Here is a 25923-nt window from a genome sequence, read left to right as displayed (position 1 = left end):
GCGATGAGGGAGCCGGGGCTGGGCCTCGAAGTGCACCAGAACAAGTTCCTGGCCGAGGGGGACCGGGCGATGACCGCGATCGTCCGGGTCGTCGCCCGCGGCGGTGAGGCGTCCGCCGCCAGGACGGCCGCCGAGGTCCTGATGATCGACTGTTCCAGTTCGATGCGCTTCCCCAGTACCAAGATCGGCGAGGCCCGGCGTGCGGCCGCGGCGGCCATCGACGTCCTCCCCGACGGCGTGCGGTTCGCCGTCATCCAGGGCACCGACCGCGCGAAGATGATCTACCCGGCCGAGGACGGCCTGGTGCCCGCTTCCGACCGGACGAGGGCGGAGGCGCGCGCCGCGGTCGAGCATCTCGCGGCCGTCGGCGGTACCGCGATGGGTGCCTGGCTCGCCAAGGCACGCGACCTCTTCGACGGCGTACCCGACGCCGTCCGTCACGCGATCCTCCTCACCGACGGCCGCAACGACTCGCAGACCAGGGCCGACCTGATGACCGTGCTGAACAGCTGCGAGGGCCGGTTCGTCTGCGACGCCAGGGGGATCGGCGACGGCTGGGAGCCCGCCGAACTCACCCAGATCGGCCGGGTCCTGCGCGGGAACGTCGACTCGGTCGTCGAGGACGACAAACTCGCCGAGGATTTCCGGCAGCTGGTCGAGAGTGCGATGACGAAGGTGCTTCCCGAGGTCCGGCTGCGGGTCGGCACCATGCCGTTCAGCAGGCTGCGGTCGATCAAGCAGGTGTTCCCCGACGAGTACGACCTCACCGACCGGTGCCGGGAGATCGCCGTCCGCGAGCAGGAGCTGTCGCTCGGTTCGTTCGCGAGCGACGAGACGCGGGACTACCAGCTGATCCTGGATCTCGATCCGGATCTCGAACCCAGCCACGGACAGGACCGTCAGCTCGCGTGGACGGAACTCGTTCCCTTACCGGGAGCCGCGGTCGAGGAGGACGCGCTGACCATCGCCGGGCGGTGGACGCGCGATCCGATCCCGCCGACGCTGATTCACCCGATGGTCTCGAAGTACGCCGCGCAGGCCGATCTCGGCGAGGCGCTGACCTCCGGTGGCGACGCCTACGCGGCAGGTGACCGGGCCGGGGCCGAACGGGACTGGGGCCGCGCGGTCGCCTTGGCCACCGCCGCGGGCGACGAAGAGACCCTCAGCCGTCTCTCGGGCGTCGTGGAGATCGTCGACGCGGAGAACGGAGTGGTGCGGCTGCGCCCGGACGCGACCCGCAGCCACGCGTTGCACGTCGTCATCCCGTCGAGGGTTTCGGAAATCGCTCTTCCGCAGGAAGATCGGCCGATGCCCGAAGGATCTCCGGTCGCCTGCACCGCCTGCCCCGCGCTCTCGCCCGCCGGGGCGAACTTCTGCGTCGGCTGCGGAAGACCGTTCGGCGAGGCGGTTTCGTGACGGCCACCCGGGTGCGGCTGGTCCGGCTCCGCACCGCACTGCTGGCGCTCACCCTCGCGGTACTGGTGGTCTCGCTGTGGGCGTTCCAGAACGTCCAGAACACGGCGGAGACCGTCCGCGACCGGACCGCGCAGGCGGTGCTCGAAGTGACCGCCGCGCGGGCCGCGCTGGTGGCCGCCGACGCCGCCGCGATCACGAGTTTCGCTTCCGGTGAGGCGAAACTGGCCGGGCCGGGGCAGGAGTACGCGAATCAGCTGGCGCTGGCGAGTCAAAGCCTCGCGCGGGTCGCGGAGTTCAACCAGGCGGGTGAGGCGGGTGGCAACGCGCTTCAGGTGATCGAAAGCCAGGTCGCGGCCTACTCGGGCTCCATCGGACAGGCCGACGTGCACTTCCGCCAGCCGGACGCCGCCGTGCTGGGTGCGGTCGATCTCTGGCACGCCTCCCGGCTGCTGCACGCTCCGGGCGGTGTCCTGGAAGAGCTGCAAGTGTTGCAGGGCAGGCAACGTGAGGCGCTGAACCGGCAGCTGTCGGCCACCGGGATGAGTCTCGCGATGCTCCCGCTGTGGCTTCTGCCGGTGCTGGCCCTGCTGGTGCTGCTGGTCCTCACCCAGCTGTATCTGCGGAAGCGTTTCCGGCGCGTGGCGAACGTTCCGCTGCTCGTGGCGACCGTGCTGATCGCCGCCATCGGGGTCGCCCTGGTGCTCACCCTGATCAGCCGCGGCAGGCTGGATTCGGTCGGGGAGCGGCTCGACGGTGTCGCCGCCGCGCGGTCTCAGCAGATCCAGGCGGCCGACGACGACGGTCAGCGACGGCTCGCCGAGCTGCTGACCGGGTACTGCGACGAGGAGCAGGGATGCGGGGTGACCGTCGACGAATTCCGGGCGCGGGCACGACAGGCCACGACGGTGGCGACGGACAACACCCGGGTCGCCTCGGCGGGCGCGAAGGCGGTGGCCTCCGACGCCTCCGCCGCGGCCGAATCCGGCGGGCGGGAGTTCCTGATCCCGGCGGGCACCCTGCTCGCGGGCGGACTCGTCCTGCTCGGGCTGCACGCCCGAATCGACGAATACCGGTATCGCCCGTGAAACGCCTGATGGCCGTGCTGACGGCGCTGTCACTGCTCGCGGGCGGCTGTTCGGCGTCGGCGGAGGACGAACCGGTCGTCGTCCTCGCGTCCTGGACCGGCGGCGAGGAAACGGCCTTCCGCCAAGTGCTGGACGCGTTCAAGGCCGACACCGGGATCGACTACCTCTACGAAGGCACCCGGGCCGTCGACCAGGTGCTCGCTTCGGACGTCCAGCGCGGCACGCCGCCGGACGTGGCCGTCCTGCCGAACGCCGGGGTGCTGGCGAAATACCGGAAGTCGGGTGACCTGCTGCCGCTCGGCGAAGACCTTTCCGCCGCCGTCACGCGGTCGTTCAGCCCGCAATGGGTGACCCTGCAGCAGATCGGCACCGAGAAGCTGTACGCGGTCGCGGTGAAGGCCGATCTCAAGAGCCTGATCTGGTACGCGCCGGCGCGGATGACCGGGATCCGCCCGACGACGTTCGCGGCGCTCCGCGAATACTCCGCCGGGCTGACGGCGGCCGGCGGCACGCCCTGGTGCGTCGGGATGGGCGCCCCGCCCGCCTCGGGCTGGCCGGGAACCGACTGGATCGAAGACATCCTGCTGCATTCGGCGGGGCCGGAGAAGTACTGGCAGTGGGCGTCCGGCGGGCTGCCGTGGACCTCGCCCGAAGTCAAACAGGCCTGGCTGGACTGGGGTTCCGTGCTCGAACCCACCGCGATCCGCGGCGGCACCGCGGCCGCGCTGCTGACCGATTTCGGCGACGCGGGCAAGCCGATGTTCGCCGATCCGCCGGGCTGCGCGCTCGAACACCAGGCGTCGTTCATCATGAGCAGGTACCAGAACGTCAAACGCCCTGACGGGACTTTCCCCAAGCCTGGTACCGATTTCGACTTCCTCTCCTTCCCGGGCCGCGACGTCTCCGAGGTCGCGGCCGACCTCGCCGGGATGTTCCAGGACACCCCGCAGGCGCGAAAACTGATGGAGTTCCTCGCTTCGGAGAAGGCACAGCGGATCTGGCCGTCGATCCCCCGCGCGAACGCCTTCTCCGCCAACCGGAAACTCGGTCTCGACGTCTATCCGGATCAGGTGAGCCGCCGGGTCGCGGACACGATCACTTCGGCGTCCGCGCTGTGCTTCGACGCTTCCGACCTGATGCCCGCGACGATGACCGGCGCGTTCCATCGCGCCGTCCTGGAGTACCTGAGCAACCGGGACCGGCTGGACATCCTGCTGAAGCAGCTCGACGACGTCCGGAAGAACATCCAGCCCGGCGAATGGTTGGAAATCCCCTGTGGACAGTGAGGAGCATCGGTGAACGACCTGGCACGGTTCCCGCTCGAAGGCGGCGGTTCGGTGGTCGTCGAGATCGACCCGGTCCCCGGCACCGCCAGGGTCTCCCGGCGGGACGACCTGATCGAGGACACCAAAGGGTCCTTCGAAGCGGCGCTCGCGAACGTCAAGGACGCGGCCGCGGCGGCACTGGACACCTTCCGCTCGATGGCCAGGGGGCCGGACGAGGTCGAGCTCAAGTTCGGCGTCAAGCTGACCGCGCAGGCGGGCGCGGTCATCGCGAAAACGGGGCTGGAGGGGAACTTCGAGGTCAAGCTGAAGTGGGTCCGGGAGACAGACAGCTGAAGGACGTTTCGCTGAGGTACATGAAGGCCCCCTTCCTGTACCTAGGCGCAAGGATGGGGGCCTTCATGTACTTGGCAAGGCGAAGGGAGCCTTCAGCTAACGCCCGAGGCCCCGGATCAGCACCATCACCGATTCCCGCACGTCGGCCCTGGTCCGTTTCGGCTGGAACACCTGCCAGTCGAGCGCGACCACCAGCATCGTGCCGAACAACCCCGCCGCGGCCGTCTGGATCTGGACGCCGTCGGGCAGCCGCCCGGCGGCGTCCAGCCGGTGGAGTTGTTCGCGCACGATGGAAATGATCTCCTCGCGCAGCAACGTCAGCGTTTCGTGCCAGGTGCCGGGCGTGCGCCACATCTCGCTCACCAGGATCTGCGAAAAACCGGGGTATTCGGCGATGAACTCCAGCGCACCGTCCACTTGCGACTCGATCACGTCCATCGGGTCGCCGTCGCCGGTCGCCGCGCGCAGCCGGTCCGCGAGCACGCCGACGCCGTAGCGCAGCAGTGCGTCGACAAGACCGTCCTTGCTGCCGAAGTTGTAGTAGACGGTGCCCTTCGCGACCTTCGCCTCGGCCGCGATGTCGTCCACCGTCAGCCCTACGAGGCCACGGCTGGCGGACAACCGCAGCGTCGCTTCGAACAGCTTCTGCTTCGTCGCCTCACCCCGGGGACTCACAACGCCAGCTCGGGTTTCAGCGCCGAAACCGTCCAGGTGCGCCGTTTCCGCGCCGCCAGCGTCGAGACCAGGATCCCGCCGACGAGATAGGCGAGAAGGACACCGATGTCACCGAGGATCTCCATCGAGGCGCCACTGTAGAGCAGGTGCCGGAATCCGTCGATCGCGTACCCCATCGGCAGCGCGATGTGCAACGGGTACAACGCGTCCGGGATCGTCTGCCACGGGAACGTGCCGCCGGCACTCACCAGCTGGAGCACCAGCAGTACCAGGCCGAGGAACTTCCCGACGGCGCCGAAGAACGCGTTCAGCGCGTGCACCACCGACGTGAAGGTCAGCGACACCAGCACCGCGAACCCGATCGCGCCGAGCGGATGCGCGACGTCGATGCCGACCAGCCAGGTGACCGCGCCGAACAGCACGATCACCTGCGCGATCCCGAGCAGTGCCGAGGACAGCCAGCCGCCGAGGGCGACCTTGAACGGTGACGCGCCGGCGGTCAGCGCGCGGGTCGAGAGCGGGCGCAGCAACAGGAACAGCACGAACGCGCCGATCCAGGTCGCGAGCGAGATGAAGAACGGGGCGAGGCCCGCGCCGTAGGTCCCGGCCGAAGCGACGCCGGAGGAGTTGACCGCCACCGGGTCCGCGATGGTGTTGGCGGTCGCCGCACGGGTGGGGTCGTCCGGGTTCGGGATCTCCTTGAGCCCGGCCGCGAGGCCGTCGCGCAGCTGCACCGCGCCGTCGGCGAGCTGGTTCGTGCCGTTGACCGCGGTCTTCTCGCCGTCGTTCAGCTTCGCGGCGCCGTCGCGGATCTGCGCGGAAGCGTCGGCCGCCTGTGCGATGCCGCTGGTGAGCTGCGGTGTGGCGGAGGCCAGCTGGTGTGCGCCGTCGGACACCTGCCGGGCGCCGGACGCGAGCTGGATCAGCTGGCTGTTCGCGCCCTGGATCTTCGTGTTCGCCTGATCGACCGGCGACCGGAGGGTGTCGAGGCGGCTCAGGATCTCCTGCACCTTCGCCTCGGGGACTTCGGCGGCGCGCAGATCCTGCGCGAGCTGGGTGCGGTAGCCGTCGAGTTTGGCCTGGATGTCCCCGGAAGCCGTCGCCGCGAGCGAGGCGGCGTCGGCGACCTTCTGGTTCCCGTCGGCGACCTGACCGGCGCCGTCGGCGAGCTTCTGGGTCTGCGCGGGGAGCTGGGCGGTACTGGATTTCAGGGTGCCGAGCCCGGTCGCCAGCTGGGAGCTGCCGGAAGCGAGCTGATTGGCGCCGTCGGCCAGCTGCTGTTGTCCGGTCTTGAGTTTGCCGGCGCCGTCGGCGAGCTGCGAAGCACCCGTCGAAGCCTCCTGGATCTTGCCGTAGATCGTGGAGAAGCCGACCAGGAACTTGTCCGCGGCCTCGCTGCCGACCTTCTCCGCGATCGTCTTGCGGACCTGCTCGGCCACCTGTTTCGCGATGGTCCCGGACAGATAGTTGTTCGCGTCGTTGGTGGTCAGCGTGATCGTCGCCTGCTGGGGCTGGAAGTTGCCCGAGGACAGCAGTGCCGTGGAGAAGTCGCGCGGGATGCCGATCGCGAACGAGTACTTGTCGTCGCGGACGCCCTTCGCGGCCTCGTCCTGGGACACCTCGTGCCACTGGAACGTGCCGGATTTGACCAGTTCGTCGGTGACCTCACGGCCGACATTGCGTTCCACACCGGCCGAGTCCTTCGCGCCGGTGTCGGAGGTGAAGACGGCGGCGGGCAGCTTGTCCAGGCGCGAGTACGGGTCGAAGTTCGCGTAGAGGTAGAAGGACGCGTAGAGCAGCGGCACCAGGACGAGCGCGGCCATGGCGAGCTTCGGCAGGGTGCCACTGCTCAGCCGGCGCAGCTCGTTGGCGGCGATCCGGACGGGATTCATTCCTGGTCTCCTGAAGTCTCTTCGATCTCAGCGGTTTCGACCGGCGCGCAGCGCACGGGGTCGGGCTGCTCGAGGGCGCCGCAGCGGGCGGGCTTCTCCGGCAGGGCCGAAACCGGGGTGGTGGCGGTCAGCACGATGACGGCGAGGCCGCGCCCGGCGTGCTCGCGGGCGAGCCGCGCCCAGCTGTCGACGTCGCTGGTGTGCCGGTCCGGGGTGTCGAGCACGAGGACGCCGACACCTTCGCGGCCCGCGGCGAGCGCGGTGAGCAGCCGGGTGCGCGTCACCGGTTCGATGTTTTCGAAGCGGGTGGTGGCGAAGGCGGCGGCGTCGTGCTCGGCCAGCCAGCTCGCGACGGCGGCCTTGTTCGCCGGGCGTTTCGCCAGTTCGAGTTCCTCCCCGACGACGACCTGCAGCGACAACGCGCCGTCCGGCTCGCTCACGCCGGGGGAGTCGACGATCGCCACGACCTTGTGCGCGTCACCGCCTTCGACGGTCACCGTCCCGGTGGCGGGCTTCAGCCTGCCCGCCAGCGCCAGCCCGAAGGCGGTGACGCCGACCCCTGGCTCGCCGTGCACGATCGCCAGCTCACCACCCGAAACGGTGAGCGAAGTAGGCGACAGCAACGTGCCGTGGGGTCCGGTCACGGACACCCTGTCGGCTTGAACCCGCACGAAGAACTCCCAGGTCGGTGACTCGTGGAACTTAAACTGACTGGTCAGTTCAAAAGTTAGCCCTGACCTGGGAGGCGCACAACCTTGGGGGGCCCACGTCACACACAAGAGTGACGAAACCTCCGCAAACCGGACGACTAGCGCAGGGCCGACGCCGGATGGACCTCCCAGGACGTCCACAGTGGACGATAACCCTGCCGGTGCCAGAACACCGAGGAGAGCGGGTTGGTCGGGTTGTAATAGAGGTAGGTGCCGTCCGCGCCGTCGGCGGCGAACTCCTTGTGCACCACCGACATCAGTGTGCGGCCGAGTCCGCTCCCGCGCAGGCCGGGCACGGTGACGACGTTGTTGACGTAGCCCCAGCGGCCGTGGGGGAGAAGTTCGGCCTCGGCCGACCCCGGCGACGAGATGATCCACGCGCCGTGCGCGAACGCCACGACGCGGGCGTCCCGTTCGGCCAGCCACAGCAGCGGGACGTCCTTGTCGAGCGCGCGTTCCAGCGCCGGGGCGAGCAGTTCGGCGGCGTTCGGGCGGTGCCGGGTGGCGATCTGGCCGATGTAGTCGTGGGTCGACACGGCCAGCGCGAGCACGGTGTCGAAGTCGTCGCGGCGGGCCCGGCGGACGGCCACGCCCTCGCCGACCGGGGTGTCCCGATGGCTTCCGGTGCGCACGGCGAGCGCGGACATCGGTACCAGCCCGTGGTCGAGGAAGGCGCGGATCGCCTCGGCGTCCCGGCTCGGCCAGTTGACCACACAGGACGAGTCCTCGCCGGGGGATTCGGCGTCCATCCAGGTCCGCCACGCGCGCAGCAGCACGTCCATGCCCTCGGTGCCGGTGTTCCCGATGAACGGGAAGAGTTGTCTCACGTCGGCCGCCGACCACAACAGGGGGACGTCGTCCGGGCCGTGCAGCTGACGCTGCACCACTCCGGTGACCTGGACGCCCGCCGCGGTGGCCGCGTCCACGCGTTCGCCGACGACCGGGGCCGGTGCCGCCTCGGGCAGGAACCTGTCGATCGACGCGAACCGGGCGCGGTGCGCGTCGAACAAGGTCTTCTCGATTTCCATCCCGTCCCCAGGGTCGACCGCACCGGGCACCGCTACCGAAGGGCCGCGGCCGGGGCGGCCGCCCACGTCGTCCACAGAGGACGATAACCCTGCCGGTGCCAGAACACCGGGGACAGCGGATTCGCCGGATTGTACGAGACGAAGGTACCGCGCAGCGACGGCGAGAACAGCTCGTCGTGCGCGACGGCGGTCAGCGCGCGGCCGATCCCGCGCCCCCGTGCGGATGCGGTGACCGCGAGCGTTCCGACGTAGCCCCATTCGCCCGGCGGCAAGCGGCCGGCGAGCGCGTCGCCGGGGATCGGGGAGCGCTTTCCGCCGGTCACCATCCCGACCGTGAGACCTTCCTCTTCGGCGATCCAGACCCGGCCGCCGAACTGCAGGCCGCGCCGGACCTCTTCCGCGAGCAGGGCCTTGGCGCCGGGCCGTACGACACCGTGGCCGACGAGCGAGGTGTAGCGAAGTTCCTCGAACCGAAGGCCGACGATCTCCTCCAGGTCGCCCCGTGTCGACGCGCGGATGGTCACGCCCGGTACGGAATGCGCTTGCCCCGCCGCGGGCGCGCGGACGGCCAGCGCCAGTTGCGGCGCGAGCCCGTGGTCGAGCAGGGCACGTGAGACCGCGACGTCACGGCTGGGCCAGGTGACCGTGCACGACGAATCGGGTTCGGCGTCGGCGAGCGCGATCCGCTCGCGCCAGGCGGAGAGCAGCGCGCTCATGCCCGCGACGGCGTCGAGGGGGAGGACCGCGGAGAGGATCTGCAGATGCGCGGGGCTCCAGAGCCGTTGCCAGGAACCCGCCGCGAACCGCACGTGCGTGATCGTCCCGGCGGCGCCGCCCGCTTCGAGGGATTCGCCCGGCGGGAGCGGGGGCGGCGGCGGAAGCAACGGGTCGAGCGCGGCGAACCGCGCGCGCTGCCGCTCCGCCGCCGAGGTCATCCCCGCTGGGTGCAGAAGATCGCGGTGCCGGGGAAGAGCTTGCCGCGCAACGGGCTCCACTGTCCCCAAGTACGGGTGTGACCTTCCGGCCAAGCGGGTTCGATGAGATCCGTGAGCGCGAAACCGGCGTCGGCCAGCGCGCGGACGTAGTCGCCGAGGGTGCGGTGGTACTCGACGTACGTCGCGACGCCCTGTTCGTCGACCTCGACGTACGGCGTGCGGTCGAAGTACGGCTGGGTGACCGTGAGGCCCTGCGGCCCGGGATCGTCGGGGAAGATCCAGCGCATCGGGTGGGTCACCGAGAACACCCAGCGGGCGCCCGGCCGGAGCACCCGGCGCACTTCGGCGAACACGACGTCCACCGACGCCACGAACGGCACCGCGCCGAAGGCCGAGCAGGCCGCGTCGAAGCTCGCGTCGGCGAACGGGAGCGACTCCGCCGTCGCCTGCACGAGCGGGACGGGCGTGCCGGTCCGCTCGTTGCCCTCCCGCGCGTGCCGCAGCATGCCCGCCGACAGATCGGTCGCCACCGCGTCGGCGCCCTGCGTGGCGAGCCAGCGCGAGCAGGCGGCCTGCCCGCAGCCGACCTCGAGGATCCGCTTGCCGCCGACTTCACCCAGAAGCGCGACATCGGCTTCGCGGACGCCCTCCGGGCACCAGACGAAGTCCGCGTCGCCGAGGAATCCGCCGTGGGTCGCCTGATAGTCGTCGGCGTCGGCGTCCCACCACGCCAGGTTCGCGGCGGTCGCCTCGGGCGCCGAGACCGCCCGGTAGGCGACCCCCGCGGTGCCGAGCCGCTCCTCGGCCTGTGCGTGCCGTTCGGGCTCGGTGACGGACTGCTGGCTCAAACCGATATCCTTTCCCCAGGTCAGGGCTTCGCGGCATAGCTTATCCGCCCGCCGTGATCGTGGGGGCGACCCTGATTGTGCCGTGTACAGGGGGCCGCGTAGGATATCTGTTAGCGCAGTGGGTTCGCGCTACTCTTTCCCCCGGTTCGCTCAGCGTCCGGGTCAGGGGGTCGCGTACCGGATGCGGTGATGCTCGCGGTCGTTCCCTGTGGACGTTTGCTTATGCGGTCGCCTCATGTCGGAAGCCCATGGTGCCCTAACTGCAAACCCACTACTTCCCATCCACCGGAGCAACCCGCCTAATGACGACCGACACCGCCACCGCCCCGACCGCCCCCACCGGGCCCCAGCAAGTCGCTATCAACGACATCGGGTCGGAGGAAGACTTCCTCGCTGCGATCGACAAGACGATCAAGTACTTCAACGATGGCGACATCGTCGAAGGAACCATCGTCAAGGTCGACCGTGACGAGGTCCTGCTCGACATCGGCTACAAGACCGAGGGTGTCATCCCCTCGCGCGAGCTCTCCATCAAGCACGATGTCGACCCGGCTGAGGTTGTCACCGTCGGCGATGAGGTCGAAGCCCTGGTTCTCCAGAAGGAGGACAAGGAAGGCCGTCTGATCCTGTCCAAGAAGCGTGCGCAGTACGAGCGCGCCTGGGGCACGATCGAGGAGCTCAAGGAGAAGGACGAGCCCGTCAAGGGCACCGTCATCGAGGTCGTCAAGGGCGGCCTCATCCTGGACATCGGCCTCCGCGGCTTCCTGCCCGCGTCGCTGGTCGAGATGCGCCGCGTGCGCGACCTGCAGCCGTACGTCGGCCGCGAGCTCGAAGCGAAGATCATCGAGCTGGACAAGAACCGCAACAACGTGGTCCTGTCCCGCCGCGCCTACCTGGAGCAGACCCAGTCCGAGGTGCGCAGCGAGTTCCTCAACGCGCTCGCCAAGGGCCAGGTCCGCAAGGGCGTCGTGTCGTCCATCGTCAACTTCGGTGCCTTCGTGGACCTGGGTGGCGTCGACGGCCTGGTGCACGTCTCCGAGCTGTCCTGGAAGCACATCGACCACCCGTCCGAGGTCGTCGAGGTCGGCCAGGAGGTCACGGTCGAGGTTCTGGACGTCGACATGGACCGCGAGCGCGTCTCGCTGTCGCTGAAGGCGACCCAGGAAGACCCGTGGCGTCAGTTCGCCCGCACCCACGCGATCGGCCAGATCGTGCCGGGCAAGGTCACCAAGCTCGTCCCGTTCGGTGCGTTCGTGCGCGTCGAGGAGGGCATCGAGGGCCTGGTGCACATCTCCGAGCTGGCCGAGCGCCACGTGGAGATCCCGGAGCAGGTCGTCCAGGTCAACGGCGACGTGATGGTCAAGGTCATCGACATCGACCTCGAGCGTCGCCGCATCTCGCTGTCGCTGAAGCAGGCGAACGAGGGCGTCACGCCGGAGACCGAGTTCGACCCCACTCAGTACGGCATGGCCGCCGAGTACGACGCCGAGGGCAACTACATCTACCCCGAAGGCTTCGACCCGGACACCCAGGAGTGGCAGGAAGGCTTCGACAAGCAGCGTGAGGAGTGGGAGCGTCAGTACGCCGAGGCTCACACCCGCTACGAGGCTCACATGAAGCAGGTCCAGAAGGCCGCCGAGGCCGACGCGGAAGCTGCGGCCGACGCCGCGACCGGTGTCACCTCCGGCGACTCGGGCGAGCAGAGCTACACCTCCGCTCCGGCCGAGGCCAAGAGCGGTGGCACGCTCGCCAGCGACGAGCAGCTCGCGGCTCTCCGCGAGAAGCTGTCGGGCGGCGCGTGATCCAGGCGCTCAGCCAGTAGCTGACAGACAGCGGCCCCGGTCCACACGGATCGGGGCCGCTTTCTTTTGCCCGCATTCAGTCCTCTCGATGCGGTCCTTGCACGCGCGACTACCGCATCCAGAGGACTGAATGCGGTAGGAGAGGGAAGAGCGTCAGGAAGTGGCGGGCCGGACGGCCGGCACCCAGATGCGTTCGAGCGCCGCGGCACGGGCCTTGCGACGGAGTCCGGCGAAGCTGTGCTTGGCCGGAACCAGGAGCGCGCTCAGCCACGTGCGCCGATATTCGGCGAGAGCCTCGGCCACGGGACGATGGAGGACACAGTGCACCAGGCCCGGCGTTCCGAGCCGGTGCCTTCCGACGTGCTTGCCGTCTGCCATCTTTCCTCCGTGTGGGCTACCTTCGCCGCGCACGGTACGCAATCACGCCTCCGATACGGCGTAACCGCCCGGCGTGTCACCCATAAAGGTCGTGTAACGCGTCACTATGAACTTGCCTTTTGCATCCGTCTGTGCCGGATGTGTACCTCTCGTGACCCTGCGCGGTCGCCCCAGGTCGCGCCACTAGGCTGATCGACATGCTGCGTGTGGGCCTGACCGGCGGGATCGGCGCCGGAAAATCGACGGTGGCGAACCGGCTTTCCGAGCACGGCGCCGTCCTCATCGACTCCGACAAGATCGCCAGGGAGGTCGTCGAGCCGGGGACGCCGGGGCTCGCCGAACTCGTCGAGGCTTTCGGGGAGGACATCCTGGCGTCCGACGGTGCGCTCGACCGGGCCGCGCTCGCCGCGAAGGCGTTCGCCGACGAGGACTCGCGCAAGCGGCTGAACTCGATCGTCCACCCGAGGGTCGGCGCCAGGACGGCCGAGCTGATGGCGGCCGCCGCGCCGGACGCGATCATCGTCCACGACATCCCGCTGCTGGTCGAAGGCGGGCTGGCGCCGATGTACCACCTCGTCGTCATGGTCGACGCGCCGGAGGAGGTCCGGGTCCGCCGCCTGGTCGAGGCACGGGGCATGGCCGAACCGGACGCGCGCGCCAGGATCAAGGCGCAGGCCACGACCGATCAGCGCCGGGCGGTGGCCGACGTGTGGTTCGACAACAGCGGAGCGCCCGACATCGTGCTCGCCGAGGTCGACGCGCTGTGGGCGGACCGGCTGACCCCGTTCGAGGCGAACGTGCGGCTCCGCAAGCCGCGTGCGCCGATGTCGCCGAAGATCGCGCCGTACGACGAGACGTGGCCAGTGCAGGCCGAGCGGGCGCTCGCGCGGATCCGCGTGGTGGCGGGCGACAACGCCGTGCGGATCGATCACATCGGTTCGACGTCCGTGCCGGGGCTGCCTGCCAAGGACATCCTGGACCTCCAGCTGACGGTGTCCACTTTGGACAAGGCCGACGAACTGGCGGACGCGCTCTCCGACGCGGGGTTCCCGCGGGCGGAAGGGGAGTGGTTCGACGATGCGCACGGCGAAGAGGGCACCTGGCCCAAGCGGTTCCACTTCGGTGGCGACCCCCGGCGTCCGGTCAACCTGCACGTCCGCTCGCAGGAGACCCCGGCCTGGCGGCTCGCGCTGCTGTTCCCGGAATGGCTGCGACGGAACCCCGACGAACGCGACGCCTATGCCGCGGTCAAGAACGCCATGGCCGCGAAGCACGCCGGTGACGGGACCGTCGAGCAATACACCGACGAGAAGCAGGTCTGGGTCGACGCCGCCTTCACGCGTGCCGACGCCTGGGCGGAATCGACCGGCTGGACCCCGTAGGCCTCAGCCTCCGAGAAGTCCCTGTTCGAACGCGGTCGCGACGGCGGCGGCGCGGTCCTTCACCCCGAGCTTGGCGTAGGCGTGCACGAGGTGCGTCTTCACGGTGGCCTCGCTGATGAACAGCTGTTTCGCGGCCTCCTTGTTGGACGAACCGCGCGAGATCAGGGTGAGGATCTCGAGCTCCCGCCGGCTCAGCGGTTCCGGGGCGGGCGCGCGCATCCTGCCCAGGATCAGGTCGGCGACGGCGGGGGAGAGCACCGCCTCGCCGCGTGCGGTCGCCCGGACCGCGCGGAAGAGTTCTTCGCGGGGCGAGTCCTTGAGCAGATAACCGGTCGCACCCGCCTCGATCGCCGGGACGACGTCGGTGTCCGTGTCGTAGGTCGTCAGCACGAGAACCCGCGCGGGATTTCCGAGCCGCGCCAGCTTCGCGATCGCCGCAACCCCGCCGGAGCCCGGCATCCGGAGATCCATCAGCACGACGTCGGGGCGGAGCTTCTCCGCCAGCGCGACGGCTTCGTCGCCGGACGACGCTTCCCCGAGCACTTCGAAACCCTGGTCCGCGGTGAAGATGCCGCGCAGCCCGTCACGGACGATGGGATGGTCGTCGGTGATCAGCAGCGTGATCGTCATGGCCGGGCCTCCAGCGCGGGCAGATTGGCCGAAACGGCGGTCCCGCCGCCAGGCTCCGATTCGAGGTGCAGTGTTCCCGCCAGCCGCGCGACGCGGGCACGCATCCCGGGGACACCGAAGCCGCCGTCACCCGCCGGACGCGTCCCCACCGAGCCCGGCTCGAAGCCGCGGCCGTCGTCCCGGACGTCGACGGTCACCTGATCGGCCATGTAGGACAGCGTGAGCCCGACGATGGTGGCGGCGGCGTGCTTCTCGACGTTGGCCAGTGCTTCCTGCGTGATCCGCAGCAACGTCGCCTCGATCTCGGGATGCAGTGCCCGCGCGGTCCCGGTGGTGGTGAACCGGACTTCGACGCCGGTCCGGCCGCTCCACAACCGGGACACCTCGTCGAGCGCGTCAGGCAGGGTCGCGGTGGCCAGCGGCTGTGGGCCGAGCGCGCGTACCGACCGCCGGGCCGCGGTCAGGTTCTCCCGGGCCAGCGCCATCGCCGAACCGACGTGCCGCTGCCACTCCGCGGGGTCGCCCTTCGCCTCGTCGGCCGCCTCCAGCTGGGTGATGATGCCGGTGAAGCCCTGGGCGAGCGTGTCGTGGATTTCCTGGCTCAGCCGCTGACGCTCGTCGAGGACGCCCGCTTCGCGTGCCTGGCTCAGCAGCTGCCGTTGCAGTACCGCGTTCTCCTCTTGAGCGGCGGCCAGTTCGTCGAGAACGCGCTTGCGTTCCGCGTGCTGCCGCGCCATCGCCGCCGACGCGAGCCCGCCTCCGCCGACGGCGGCCGTCTGCACCAGCGTGATCACGGTCCACAGCGCGGGCTGGTCGGCGAACGCGCGCAGCGGGCCGCCGTTGGGCATCGTGTTGATCAGGGCGGAAACCGCGAAAATCCCGGCCAGCGCCAACGGGGCGGGCCGGAGCCGCATCGCGTCGAAGAATCCGGTGATCATGAAGATGAGGAAGATCGTGTCGTAGCCTTCGAGCACCGCCGCGACAGCGACGAGCCCGGTGAAGGAAACCGCGGCCACGACCGGATGCTCGGCCCACCGCCCCGGCAACAGTGTGAAGGTGAGCAGCAGCCAGACGGCGGCTATCCCCACCAGCCCCAGGGTGACCGCCGGATCGCGCCCGGAGAGCAGAAGACTGAGGACCGTGCCGAGCGCCAGCAACGCGTACGGCAGGAAGTTCTCGATCCGGTCGCTCCACGGCCGATCCCCGTCGCCGGGTGACGGCCACAGCGAGTCCTGCCACCGGATCCAGCTGGTCATACCCGGAATTCTCGCAGTCCCGGCCACGCCGTGGCCCAGGCCTCGGTATGGCCGGTGACCAGCCAGATCGGCATCCCGCGGCTCACGTTCCGGACGCCGTCCGCGTTGTCCACGCGGGAAACGATCCGCGCGTCGGTGAACGAACGCAGCAGCCTCGCCGGATCGGGGCCGACGAACAGCACGCTGTCCGCGGTCTCGGGCGGGTGGCCGAAGTACCAGAAACCCCGGCTGGGGCTGTACACGGCGGGAAGCCCGAAGTCGGCGCCGTACCGGTCCAGCGCTCCGGCCTGCCAGTATCCGGCGGTCACGAGTGTGGTGCGCGCTCGCTGGTCCGGCGGGAGGCGGTGATAGGCGTCCGCGACCGACCTGGCGAGGTCCGGCCAGCCGATCTCCTCCAGCGCGTACGCCGGGCGCGGTACGTCGCGGCCCTCCGCGAGCCACGCGGTGGGCCATACCGGCAGCGCGTACGGGAGGGTGTACAGCGCGGAGAGCAGGAACACCGGCCAGGTCGGGATCCAGCGGAACCACAGTGACGGCTTCAACTGTCCGAAGTGGACGGCCGCACCCGCCCAGAGGACGCCGAACATGCCCGCCGCGTAGTAGTACCGGCCGTTGGACAGGATGAACAGCGCGATCACGCCGACGGCGGTCCAGCCGAGGAACCGGTATTCGCGCAGCCTGGACGAGAACAGCAGGACCCAGAGTCCATAAAGGACACCGACGACGCCGATGCCGAGCCCGGCGCCGGTCAGCAGCGCGGGCAGGAACCCGGCGCGGCCGCTCCAGCCGCCGGTGGTCTCGTGCGCGATGACGTCGCCCATCTCCAGCTGTGGCCAGCCGTTCGCGGCCTGCCAGCAGAGGGTGGGCACGAGCGAGAGCGCGGCGATTCCCGCGCCGATCCAGAGTTTGGGCCTGCGCAAGAGATCCCGGGGTCCGAAGACCAGAATCGTGAGGCCGGCGGCGACCCAGAACGTCGCGATGAGGAGTTTGACGTTCAGCGCGACGGCGGTCGCCACGCCCAGCCAGAGCAACAGGTTGTCGTCGCGGGTCCGCATCCATCGCACGAGCAGCCACGCGATGAGTGCCCACAGTGCCGGGTCGACCGTCGAGGTGGCCAGGTAATGCCCGCTCCCGAGGAACTGCCCGCAGATCGCGTACGCGGCGGCGGCGCGGGTCTGCGCCCGGCGGTCCCCGCCCATCTCGTAGGCGACGAGCCCGGTGAACACGACACCCGCGGCCGTCGCGAGAACGGCGGGCAGACGGAACACGAAGACGTTGCCCGGCGCGAGTGTGTCCATCACCAGCGCGAGGAACGGAAGCACCGGCGGCTGGTCGGCGTAACCCCAGGCCAGCCGCTTGCCCGCGGAGAGGAAGTACAGTTCGTCGCCGAAGTAGCCGTAGCGCCATGCCGTCGCCAGCAGGGCCGCCGCGGCCGCGGCGGCGAGCAGCGCCACCGGGAGCCGCGCGAACGCCGCACTGGACACGGTCGGTGTTTCGGCCGCGCGGGCGGCTTCCATCCATTCCTCGCAGATCCCTCGGGTGCCGGTCCTCTCGCACCTTACGTGCCACCGGCGGAGCGCGTCGGTCGTGAGAGGACCGGCGAGGCTCAGAAGCCCCAATCCGTGAGTTTCGGCCACACCGTGTCCCAGCTCTCGTTCCGGCCGGTGGCCAGCCAGATCTTCATGCCCTGACTCACGTTCGGGACCCCGGCCCGGTTGTCGAGCGCGCCGACCTCGCGTACCTGCGTGAAGTACGGCACAAGCCCCGACGGGTCGTTCCCGACGAACAGGATGTCCCGTGCGGATTCCGGCGGCCTCGGCAGAGTCGCGTAGCCGCGGTTGGGACTCGACGGCGACGGAAGCCCGAGCGCCGGTCCATAGTGGTCGATCGCGCTCGCCTGCCAGTACTTCGCCGCGACGACCCCGGTCCGGGCCGGATCGGGCACGGTCCGGTACGCCAGCGCCACCGACTCCGTGATCTCCCGCCAGCCGATCTCCTCGGCGCTGAAGGCCGGCCGGGCCCACTCCGGGCCACTCGCCAGCTCCGCCCGCGGGAGGACCGGGAGCGATAGCGGGATCGCGACCGCCGCGGCCACTACGTACACCGGCCAAGTGGCGATCCACCGCCAGTACTTCGACGCCTGGCCCGCTTCGATCTCCACCGCCGCGGCCGCGAACAGCGGGGCGAACATCCCCGCCGCGTAGTAGTAGCGCCCGTTCGCGAGCAGGAACAGGGCGAGGACGCCGAGCGCGGTCCAGCCGAGGAAGCGGTACGGCCGCAGGCGTTCGGATCGCAGCAGCCGCCACAGGCCATAGCCGACCAGGATCATCCCCACCGGCACTCCGGCGCTGATCACCAGTGTCGGGACGAACGAGGCCCGTCCGCCCCAGCCCGCCGAGACCTCTTGGGAGATCGCCGCGCCCATGGTCAGTTGCGGCCATCCGTTCGCCGCCTGCCAGACGAGCGTGGGCGCGATCATCGCGGCGGCGATCAGCGCGCCGAACCACAGCGCCGGACGGCGGACGAGGTCGCGGGGCCCGAACACCGCCGCGGCGATCAGCGCGACGAGCCAGAAGCCGCCGATGAGGAACTTCGTGTTCAGCGCGAATCCGGTGACCACGCCGCTCCAGACCAGCAGCCCGTCCGCACGGGTCCGCACCCACCTGACGAGCAGCCAGACCAGCAGTGTCCACAGGAACGGGTCGATCGTGCTGGTCGCCAGGTAGTGCCCGCTGCCCAGTATCTGGAGGGACACCGCGAAGGTCGCCGCCGCGATCGTCTGCGCTTTGCGGCCACCGCCCAGTTCCCTGGCGATGAGCGCCGTCAGCACGACGCCCGCGACCATCGCCAGCATCGCCGGGATCCGCAGGACGAACGGCGAATCGGCGCCGAACCCGTCCATCAGCCGGGCCAGAAGCGGCAACAGTGGCGGCTGGTCGGCATACCCCCAGTCCAGATGCCGACCGGCCGCCAGGAAGTACAACTCGTCGCCGAAGTAGCCGTAGCGACCTGCCGTCGCCGCGAGAACCGCTCCCATCGCACCGGCGATCGCCAGCACCGGTGCTCTCGCGAACGGCGCGGTTTCCGCGCGTTCGCGTCCATCGGATCGTTCCCGGAGTCCCTCGGTCTCGATGACCACGGGTATCCGCCCCCTCTCGATCGGTTACTCCGTGATCGAGAGTCCCGCAGGGGCGACCCTCCGGGTATCCATCGGCCGGTCGGGATCCGCTCGCCCAAGGGATGAGCCAGGATCAACCGATCGATGGATACCGGTGGCTCAGTGCCGTCGCCAGCCGAGCGTGATGTCCTTTGTGGACAGCCAGCCGCGCAGGTCGTGGCCGTGGGTGGCCAGCCCGTCCACGGTCGTGTGACTGACACCGAGCGCGCGTTCGCCGTCGGCGGGGGAGAGCAGCCCGGCGGTGACCGCGGCGAGGAGTTCGTCGGTGTCGATCACCTGGACGGACTTCTTGTCCCGCAGGACGAGATCGAGATAGAGATCGGTGGCCACCCAGACGCCGTCCTCGCGGCGGATGTCGACGACGTCGAGGTAGAAGTCCTGATCGCGTTCGTGGCCTGGGTTGAACCAGAAGTCGGTGATCCGCAGGCCGAGATCGGGCAGCAGCCAGGACTCGAGGTAGTGGAACTGCGTCCGCCCCGGCGTCGGCCGCGCCATGTAGAGGCCGAAGGGCTCTTCGCGGTATTCGTCGACGTCCCTCACGACGCCCTTGGGGTCGGTGTTGGTCTTCGCGGCCGGATCGAAGTACTCGACCTTCGGCGGATGCAGCGCGGTCATGCGCCCATCTTGGAAGGCGCCGACGCCCGCGAACACCGCCCAACCGGGTGGACGATCACGGTTTCGCGGTTCCGCGGGAGTGGAGCCGCCTGGCCGGATAAGGTGCGCTGGTTCCGCCATAGGGGTGAGTGGGGAGTCGACGTATGTTCGGAATCATCAGGCCGTGCCGCCACCGGCTCTCCGCGGGTCTGCACGCGGACTGGCTCGCCCATCTCTGCGGTCTTTGCCTGGCACTGCGGGACGAACACGGACAACTCGCCCGAATGGTGACGAACTACGACGGCCTGATCATCTCGGCGCTCGTCGAAGCCCAGTCGCCGCGTGCGGAGGGGCGGCGCGACGCCGGCCCCTGCCCGCTTCGGGCGATGAAGGGAACGTCGGTCGCGAAGGGCGGTGGCGCCCAGCTCGCGGCGGCGGTCTCCCTGGTGCTGGCGTCGGCCAAGATCAGCGACCACGTCGAGGACCGGGACGGCGCTTTCGCGAGGCGTTCCGTCGCTCTCGCCGCGAGGCGCGTCGCGACGCGTTGGGCGGACCAGGGGAGCCGCACGGGCACCCGGATCGGCTTCGACACGGCGGTCTTGACCGAAGCCGTCGACCGGCAGGGCGAGATCGAACGCGCCCTTCACCTGGGTGATTCCGCCGTGCTCGCCACCGAACCGGCCGAACTGGCGACGGCGGCCGCGTTCGCGCACACCGCGGTCATCGCGGGCCGCCCGGAGAACGCCGCGCCGCTGGCCGAGGCCGGGCGCCTGTTCGGCAGGGCCGCACACCTCCTCGACGCCGTCGAAGACCTCACCGAGGACGAGGCCGCCGGCGCGTGGAACCCGTTGACGGCCACCGGCACCGGCCTCGCCGAGGCGCGACGGCTGTGCGACGACGCCGTGCTCGGTGTCGAACTCGCCCTTCGCGAAGTGAAGTTCGACCAGCCGAAGCTGGTTCACGCGCTGCTGGTGCACGAACTGCGGCAGGCGGTGCGACGTTCCTTCGGGCACCACCTCAGCGGTCACGGGCACGGCCCCCAGCAGCCGCCGCCGGGCTGGATCGGGCCGGGGCCCCAGCCGCAGCAGCATCCCCACCAGCCCTACCCGCCCCAGCAGTATCCGCAGGGCGGCTATCAGCCTCCGCCTCCGCCGCCGGGCGCCCCTGGCGGCGGGGGCCCGCCCCAAGAGCCGCCGAAGAAGGGTAAGCACAGAAGCGGCGGCCCGGTCGACGGTCAGGGCGGAGCCTGCTGGACGCCGAAGTTCCGGGTCCCGCCGAAGCCGAGGGGATTCTTCCTCGGCTGCGCGGTGGCGACCTACATGTGCTGCTCGTGTCAGATCTGCTGCCGGGACCCCTTTCCCGGGGCGTGGAGCGGGAAGCCGCACGAGGCCTGGTGCAACAACTGTGACGGTTGTGACTGCTGCTGCAACTGTTGTGACTGCTCCTGCTGATCCGACCAGGCGAAACGGAAACTGTCGGACCCAACGCCTACTCTGGTTCCCGTGGCTTTCGCATCCGAACACCCCGTGCTCGCCCAGTCGGACTTCCGCCCCGTCACGGACATCCCCCGGACCGGCGGCCGGTTCGAGGTGGTCAGCGAGTACAAGCCCGCCGGTGACCAGCCGGCGGCCATCGACGAGCTCGAACGCCGGGTCAACGCGGGCGAGAAGGACGTCGTGCTGCTCGGTGCCACGGGTACCGGCAAGTCGGCGACGACGGCTTGGCTGATCGAGCGCGTCCAGCGCCCGACGCTGGTGATGGCGCCGAACAAGACGCTCGCCGCGCAGCTGGCGAACGAGCTGAGGGAGCTGTTCCCGCACAACGCGGTCGAATACTTCGTCAGTTACTACGACTACTACCAGCCCGAGGCGTACATCGCGCAGACGGACACCTACATCGAGAAGGACTCGTCGATCAACGACGACGTCGAGCGGCTGCGGCACTCGGCGACGATGAACCTGCTGTCCCGGCGCGACGTCATCGTGGTCGCGAGTGTCTCGTGCATCTACGGCCTCGGCACACCGCAGTCGTACCTCGACCGGTCGACGAAGCTGAAGGTCGGCGAGCAGCTCGACCGCGACGTCTTCCTCCGCGCGCTGGTGGACGTGCAGTACACCCGCAACGACATCGCCTTCGCGCGCGGCACCTTCCGCGCCCGCGGCGACACGGTCGAGATCATCCCGGCGTACGAGGAGCTGGCGATCCGCGTCGAGTTCTTCGGCGACGAGATCGAGAAGCTCTACTACCTGCACCCGCTCACCGGCGACATCGTGAAAGAGGTCGACGAGGTCCGCATCTTCCCGGCCACGCACTACGTCGCGGGCCCGGAGCGGATGGAGAAGGCCATCCGCGGCATCGAGGCCGAGCTGGAGGAGCGGCTGGCCGAGCTGGAGAAGCAAGGCAAACTGCTTGAGGCGCAGCGGCTGCGGATGCGCACCGCGTACGACATCGAGATGATGCGCCAGGTCGGGTTCTGCTCCGGTATCGAGAACTACTCGCGGCATATCGACGGCCGTGCCGCCGGGTCCGCGCCCGCCACGCTCATCGACTACTTCCCGGACGACTTCCTGCTGGTCATCGACGAGTCGCATCAGACGGTCCCGCAGATCGGCGGCATGTTCGAAGGCGACATGTCGCGGAAGCGGAACCTGGTCGACTTCGGGTTCCGGCTGCCCAGCGCGGTCGACAACCGGCCGCTGACCTGGGAGGAGTTCAGCGACCGGATCGGGCAGACGGTGTACCTGTCGGCGACGCCGGGGCCGTACGAGATGGGGCAGGCGGGCGGCGAGTTCGTCGAGCAGGTCATCCGGCCCACCGGCCTGGTCGACCCGAAGGTCGTCGTGAAGCCCACCGAGGGCCAGATCGACGACCTGGTGCACGAGATCCGCGAGCGGGCGGAGAAGGACGAGCGTGTCCTGGTCACCACGCTCACCAAGAAGATGGCCGAGGACCTCACCGACTACCTGCTGGAGCTGGGCATCCGGGTGCGGTACCTGCACTCCGAGGTGGACACGCTGCGCCGGGTCGAGCTGCTGCGGCAGCTGCGCGCGGGCGATTTCGACGTACTGGTCGGCATCAACCTGCTCCGTGAGGGTCTCGACCTGCCCGAGGTGTCGCTGGTCGCGATCCTCGACGCGGACAAGGAGGGCTTCCTCCGCAGTGGCACGTCGCTGATCCAGACGATCGGCCGTGCGGCGCGAAACGTGTCGGGCGAGGTGCACATGTACGCGGACAAGATCACGGACTCGATGCAGCACGCCATCGACGAGACCGATCGCCGCCGCGCCAAGCAGGTCGCCTACAACGAGGAGCGGGGTGTCGACCCGCAGCCGCTGCGGAAGAAGATCGCCGACATCCTGGACCGCGTCTACAGCGAGGCCGAGGACACGGAGTCGGTCGCCGTCGGCGGTTCGGGCCGGAACTCCTCGCGTGGCAAGAAGCCCGAGCAGGGCGACCGCGTACGCAGCTCCGGCATGCTCGCGGACAAGGACGTCGCCGGGATGCCGCGCGCCGAACTGGCCGACCTCATCCAGCAGATGACCGATCAGATGATGCAGGCGGCGCGCGACCTGCAGTTCGAACTGGCGGCCCGGCTGCGGGACGAGGTCTCGGATCTCAAGAAGGAGCTCCGGGGAATGGACGCGGCCGGTATCAAGTAAGCCGCGTTTCGTCCTCTGGATGCGATCCTTGCGCGTGCAAGTACCGCATTCAGAGGACGAAACGCGTGAGGGTGCTCAGAGGCGACGGCGCTCCAACATGGTCAAGTCGGCGTCGAAGTCCGGGAACCCGGCGGGCGCCGAACGGGTGCTGACACCCGGCGAAACCGGAGGCAGGCCGGCCCACCGCCGCACGGTGTTCGTCGCTTCGGCGGCCTGCGCCGTGGGAAGCTGCGAAATCCGGGCGCCGTGGTTGCCGCCCGGCACCGTGTAGCTGTAGGAGTCCTTCGTGCCGAAGCCGAGCCTGAACGGCTCGGCACCCCACGGGTCGTTCCCGCCGTAGACGAACATCAGCCGCTTCCCCCGCGACTTCACCCAGAAGTCGATGTCCGGCATCGCCAGATGATCGAACCGCGGGATGTCGACCGACTTCGGCACGAACGTCCGCGACACGTTGGAGCCCGGGTAGCGCAGCAGATCCCGGAGATAGCCTTCGTAGGACTCGGGGGCGCCGAGCTGGTAGGCCGCCTGGAAGTAGTACGGGACGTAGACCTCGAGGTTCTGGTCGGAGTAGGTGTTGAGGCTCTCGACGCGCTCGAACCAGGCGTAGACCTCGGCCGCCGGGGCACCCGCCTTCGGGATCGTCGCGCAGTCCGACTGCCTCTGGTACTGCCAGAAGGCGAAGTACGAGTCGATCACCGAGATCTCCAGCGACACATCGGCCGAGCCGACGGTCTCGAACGTGTAGCCGTTCTTGGCCGCGTCGGCGGCGGCGAGCGCCGCGAACTCGGAGCGCCGGGTCAGCACGTCACGCTGGATCGCCTTCAAGGCCGAACGGCAGGCCGGATCGTCGCCGACGTTCGCCAGGAACCGGTTGTAGCGGTCGTGCTCGTTGATGACGTCGTTGGGCGCGACGTAAGGGATCGTCGCGTCGACGTCGTCCGGGAAAAACCTACGGAAGTAGGTCGCCGTCATGCCGCCCTTGCTGCCGCCGGTCGCGAGCCACTTACCCGGGTAGAGCCGCTTGAACGCCTCGACGGCGCGGTGCTGATCGGCGGCGGCCTGCCAGATCGTCAGCTGCTTGCCCCAGTTCGGCCGCTCCGGCCGCGAGGGGGTGAAGAAGCGGTATTCCATCGACAGCTGGTTGCCGTCGACGAGCTGTGTCGGCTCCGAGCGGTTGGGCGATTGCGACACGTTGTACCCGCTCGTGTACACCACGGTCGGCGAGCGGAATTCCTTGTGCAGCAACGTGAAACGCTGCTGGAAGGTGCCGCTGTCCGGCTTGCGGTGGTCGACGGGCTGGGTGTAGGTGAGTTTGAAGAACCGGTATCCGGTCGGCGCCGGGTTCTCCGAGACGACGGTCAGGCCCGGGATCCGTCCGAGCGCGTCCTTGATGTCCTCAGGTGCCGCCTGCGCGGCCGGGGTCAGCCCGGCCAGTGCGAGCACGGTGATCGCCAGAACCGGCCACGCGGCCGTGAGCTTCCGCATCCATGTCCTCCCCATCGGGACCCGTTGAGCGGTCGGATACTCACAGAGTCCCCGCCGGTGGGCAATCGCCTATCCGGTCGAGCTTGAATTCAGCCTTGGCCGCGCAGCACCGTGTCGACATAGGCCTTGATGGCCGCGCGGGCTTCGGGGGAGCTCCACAGTTCGAGGACGTGGGCGTCGTCGCCGGTGCGGTGTTCGGCGATCCGCTCGTGGAACGGCTGGTGCAGTTGCGCCTTCGTGTGCGCGTACGCGGCGGCCGGGATCTCGGCGAGTTTCCTGGCGACCTCCACCGCCCGCTCGACGACGTTCCCGGGCGCGGTCACCTCGTTCACCAGGCCGAGCCGGAGCGCGTCCGCAGGAAGGTGGGTCTCCCCGAGGAACGCGAGTTCGGCCAGTATGCCGGCACCGAACCCGGACCGCAGGATCTCCAGCGCCGCCAACGGGAACGGCACGCCGACGAGCAGTTCGGTGATCCCGATCCGGCCGGGCCCGTCGGCGAGGACACGGCGGTCGCAGGCGGCGGCGAGCACCGCCCCGCCGGCGATCGCGTGTCCGTTGACGGCCGCGATCACCGGACCGGGGAACCCGAACACCGAGAGGAACGCGTCCGACAGCGCGGGCAGGAAGTCCTCCAGGTAACCCGAGCCGCCGTCGTGCACCCGCCGCAGGTCGACGCCCGCGGAGAAGATGCCGCCGGTGCCGGTCAGCACGACACCGCGATAGCCGCCGAGCTGAACGTCTTCGAGCCGGACGATCAGCTCCTGGCAGAACTCCGTGTCGAGGGTGTTCGCTTTGCCGTGCTGCAGGGTGACGACGGCGATCCCGCCTTCGTCGTCCACACGGATCGAGGAGGTGGCCATGGGCCGACCGTACCCGAGCCCGCGGGGACCTACAGTGGACCGCTCAGACCGCGCCTAGTCCTTGAGGCGCACGGTGACCGTCGGGCTGAAGGACCGTTTGCGGTTCCAGCCGGTCTCGGCGCCGATGCTGAGCTGGATGGCGCGGTCGGCGGGCGCCCAGTAGCCGGTACGGACGAAGTAGGCGTCCATCGAGCACAGCCTGCTGCAGGATTTGCGGTTGCAGATGGTCTCCCAGCCCCATTGCCTGCCGCTCTCCTCGACGCCGTTGCGCCGGACGAACAGATGCGGGTTGCCGATTTCGCGGCAGTAGGTGCTGCCCTCGGAAATGTAGAGGACCCCGTCGATCTTGTAGAACCGATTGTTGTCGAGAAGTGTCACCTGGCCCGAGACGGCGAATCCGACCCGGCCACCCTTGCCGGCGTGCATGGTCCAATCAAGAGAGAATTCTTGGACCGGGGTCTCGACTGACTGGGTCATGGTGACGTCCCCGC

General features: G+C 69.5%; 23 protein-coding genes. 8 read left to right on the top strand and 15 right to left on the bottom strand.

The features are described 5' to 3' along the window. Positions 1–3 precede the first annotated feature (3 nt). The 4 genes from ACIBTM_RS44755 to ACIBTM_RS44740 are packed head-to-tail and all read left to right on the top strand — an operon-like array spanning position 4 to position 4120. Positions 4–1416 carry a VWA domain-containing protein gene (locus ACIBTM_RS44755; RefSeq protein WP_395883199.1) on the top strand — a complete coding sequence of 471 codons (1413 nt, stop codon included), beginning with the start codon at positions 4–6 and terminating at the stop codon, positions 1414–1416. Continuing rightward, complete coding sequence (locus ACIBTM_RS44750; protein ID WP_395883198.1) at positions 1413–2501, top strand: hypothetical protein; 1089 nt, start codon at positions 1413–1415, stop codon at positions 2499–2501. Before ACIBTM_RS44755 ends, ACIBTM_RS44750 begins: the two co-directional genes overlap by 4 nt. Then, entirely contained in the window at positions 2498–3787 is a 1290-nt protein-coding gene (locus ACIBTM_RS44745) for an ABC transporter substrate-binding protein (RefSeq protein WP_395883197.1), read from the top strand. The genes ACIBTM_RS44750 and ACIBTM_RS44745 overlap by 4 nt, the downstream gene beginning before the upstream one ends. A gap of 9 nt (positions 3788–3796) precedes the next feature. Then, positions 3797–4120, top strand: a complete 324-nt coding sequence (locus ACIBTM_RS44740) for a CU044_2847 family protein (protein WP_395883196.1) — start codon at positions 3797–3799, stop codon at positions 4118–4120. 96 nt (positions 4121–4216) lie between these two features. Here ACIBTM_RS44740 and ACIBTM_RS44735 read toward each other — a convergent pair whose 3' ends face one another. From ACIBTM_RS44735 to ACIBTM_RS44710, 6 genes are all read right to left on the bottom strand, one after another. Then, positions 4217–4795 (bottom strand): TetR/AcrR family transcriptional regulator, encoded by a 579-nt coding sequence (locus ACIBTM_RS44735; protein ID WP_037345486.1) that lies wholly within the window; start codon positions 4793–4795, stop codon positions 4217–4219. Then, the gene (locus ACIBTM_RS44730; RefSeq protein WP_395883195.1) at positions 4792–6687 is read right to left on the bottom strand and encodes a YhgE/Pip family protein; all 1896 of its coding nucleotides are present in this window, start codon (positions 6685–6687) and stop codon (positions 4792–4794) included. The genes ACIBTM_RS44735 and ACIBTM_RS44730 overlap by 4 nt, the downstream gene beginning before the upstream one ends. Then, entirely contained in the window at positions 6684–7358 is a 675-nt protein-coding gene (locus ACIBTM_RS44725; RefSeq protein WP_395883194.1) for an ABC transporter ATP-binding protein, read from the bottom strand. Before ACIBTM_RS44725 ends, ACIBTM_RS44730 begins: the two co-directional genes overlap by 4 nt. A 137-nt stretch (positions 7359–7495) precedes the next feature. Beyond that, positions 7496–8425, bottom strand: a complete 930-nt coding sequence (locus tag ACIBTM_RS44720) for a GNAT family N-acetyltransferase (RefSeq protein WP_395883226.1) — start codon at positions 8423–8425, stop codon at positions 7496–7498. Positions 8426–8457: 32 nt separating this feature from the next. Next, entirely contained in the window at positions 8458–9360 is a 903-nt protein-coding gene (locus ACIBTM_RS44715) for a GNAT family N-acetyltransferase (RefSeq protein ID WP_395883193.1), read from the bottom strand. Then, positions 9357–10208: a class I SAM-dependent methyltransferase gene (locus tag ACIBTM_RS44710; protein WP_395883192.1), complete on the bottom strand. Its 852-nt coding sequence runs from the start codon at positions 10206–10208 to the stop codon at positions 9357–9359. Before ACIBTM_RS44710 ends, ACIBTM_RS44715 begins: the two co-directional genes overlap by 4 nt. Positions 10209–10510: 302 nt before the next feature. Here ACIBTM_RS44710 and rpsA point away from each other — a divergent pair, with 302 nt between their 5' ends. Further along, complete coding sequence (gene rpsA / locus ACIBTM_RS44705; RefSeq protein ID WP_395883191.1) at positions 10511–12010, top strand: 30S ribosomal protein S1; 1500 nt, start codon at positions 10511–10513, stop codon at positions 12008–12010. 153 nt (positions 12011–12163) lie between these two features. Here the strand turns inward: rpsA and ACIBTM_RS44700 are convergent, their stop codons facing one another. Next, a complete protein-coding gene (locus tag ACIBTM_RS44700; protein WP_037345494.1) occupies positions 12164–12388 on the bottom strand; it encodes a hypothetical protein in 225 nt (74 codons plus the stop codon). A gap of 197 nt (positions 12389–12585) precedes the next feature. On the opposite strand from ACIBTM_RS44700, the gene coaE reads away from it, so the two are divergent. Continuing rightward, entirely contained in the window at positions 12586–13770 is a 1185-nt protein-coding gene (gene coaE, locus ACIBTM_RS44695) for a dephospho-CoA kinase (RefSeq protein WP_395883190.1), read from the top strand. A gap of 3 nt (positions 13771–13773) precedes the next feature. On the opposite strand, the gene ACIBTM_RS44690 is transcribed toward coaE, so the two are convergent. The 5 genes from ACIBTM_RS44690 to ACIBTM_RS44670 all read right to left on the bottom strand — a co-directional run bounded on the left by ACIBTM_RS44690 (position 13774) and on the right by ACIBTM_RS44670 (position 19449). Beyond that, entirely contained in the window at positions 13774–14400 is a 627-nt protein-coding gene (locus ACIBTM_RS44690; protein ID WP_395883189.1) for a response regulator, read from the bottom strand. Next, complete coding sequence (locus ACIBTM_RS44685; RefSeq protein ID WP_395883188.1) at positions 14397–15656, bottom strand: sensor histidine kinase; 1260 nt, start codon at positions 15654–15656, stop codon at positions 14397–14399. Before ACIBTM_RS44685 ends, ACIBTM_RS44690 begins: the two co-directional genes overlap by 4 nt. Next, the gene (locus ACIBTM_RS44680; protein WP_395883187.1) at positions 15653–17173 is read right to left on the bottom strand and encodes an ArnT family glycosyltransferase; all 1521 of its coding nucleotides are present in this window, start codon (positions 17171–17173) and stop codon (positions 15653–15655) included. Before ACIBTM_RS44680 ends, ACIBTM_RS44685 begins: the two co-directional genes overlap by 4 nt. An 89-nt stretch (positions 17174–17262) precedes the next feature. Next, entirely contained in the window at positions 17263–18795 is a 1533-nt protein-coding gene (locus ACIBTM_RS44675) for an ArnT family glycosyltransferase (protein WP_395883186.1), read from the bottom strand. Between the two features lie 138 nt (positions 18796–18933). Further along, on the bottom strand, positions 18934–19449 hold the full coding sequence (locus ACIBTM_RS44670) for a DUF402 domain-containing protein (protein WP_395883185.1): 516 nt from the start codon (positions 19447–19449) through the stop codon (positions 18934–18936). Positions 19450–19592: 143 nt separating this feature from the next. Here ACIBTM_RS44670 and ACIBTM_RS44665 point away from each other — a divergent pair, with 143 nt between their 5' ends. Together ACIBTM_RS44665 and uvrB are read left to right on the top strand one after the other, a co-directional pair. Continuing rightward, a complete protein-coding gene (locus ACIBTM_RS44665) occupies positions 19593–20879 on the top strand; it encodes a DUF5685 family protein (RefSeq protein ID WP_395883184.1) in 1287 nt (428 codons plus the stop codon). 51 nt (positions 20880–20930) lie between these two features. Beyond that, positions 20931–23087 carry an excinuclease ABC subunit UvrB gene (uvrB, locus tag ACIBTM_RS44660; protein ID WP_395883183.1) on the top strand — a complete coding sequence of 719 codons (2157 nt, stop codon included), beginning with the start codon at positions 20931–20933 and terminating at the stop codon, positions 23085–23087. Between the two features lie 75 nt (positions 23088–23162). Here uvrB and ACIBTM_RS44655 read toward each other — a convergent pair whose 3' ends face one another. The 3 genes from ACIBTM_RS44655 to ACIBTM_RS44645 all read right to left on the bottom strand — a co-directional run bounded on the left by ACIBTM_RS44655 (position 23163) and on the right by ACIBTM_RS44645 (position 25909). After that, on the bottom strand, positions 23163–24572 hold the full coding sequence (locus ACIBTM_RS44655) for a S28 family serine protease (RefSeq protein WP_395883182.1): 1410 nt from the start codon (positions 24570–24572) through the stop codon (positions 23163–23165). 89 nt (positions 24573–24661) lie between these two features. Continuing rightward, a complete protein-coding gene (locus ACIBTM_RS44650; RefSeq protein ID WP_395883181.1) occupies positions 24662–25432 on the bottom strand; it encodes an enoyl-CoA hydratase/isomerase family protein in 771 nt (256 codons plus the stop codon). Positions 25433–25486: 54 nt separating this feature from the next. Then, complete coding sequence (locus ACIBTM_RS44645; RefSeq protein WP_395883180.1) at positions 25487–25909, bottom strand: hypothetical protein; 423 nt, start codon at positions 25907–25909, stop codon at positions 25487–25489. Positions 25910–25923: the final 14 nt, after the last annotated feature.

The sequence above is a fragment of the Amycolatopsis sp. NPDC049868 genome, assembly GCF_044461365.1.
GTDB lineage: Bacteria > Actinomycetota > Actinomycetes > Mycobacteriales > Pseudonocardiaceae > Amycolatopsis.
Note: the sequence above shows the minus strand (reverse complement) of the source record. Positions and strands in the feature narration are given on the sequence as shown.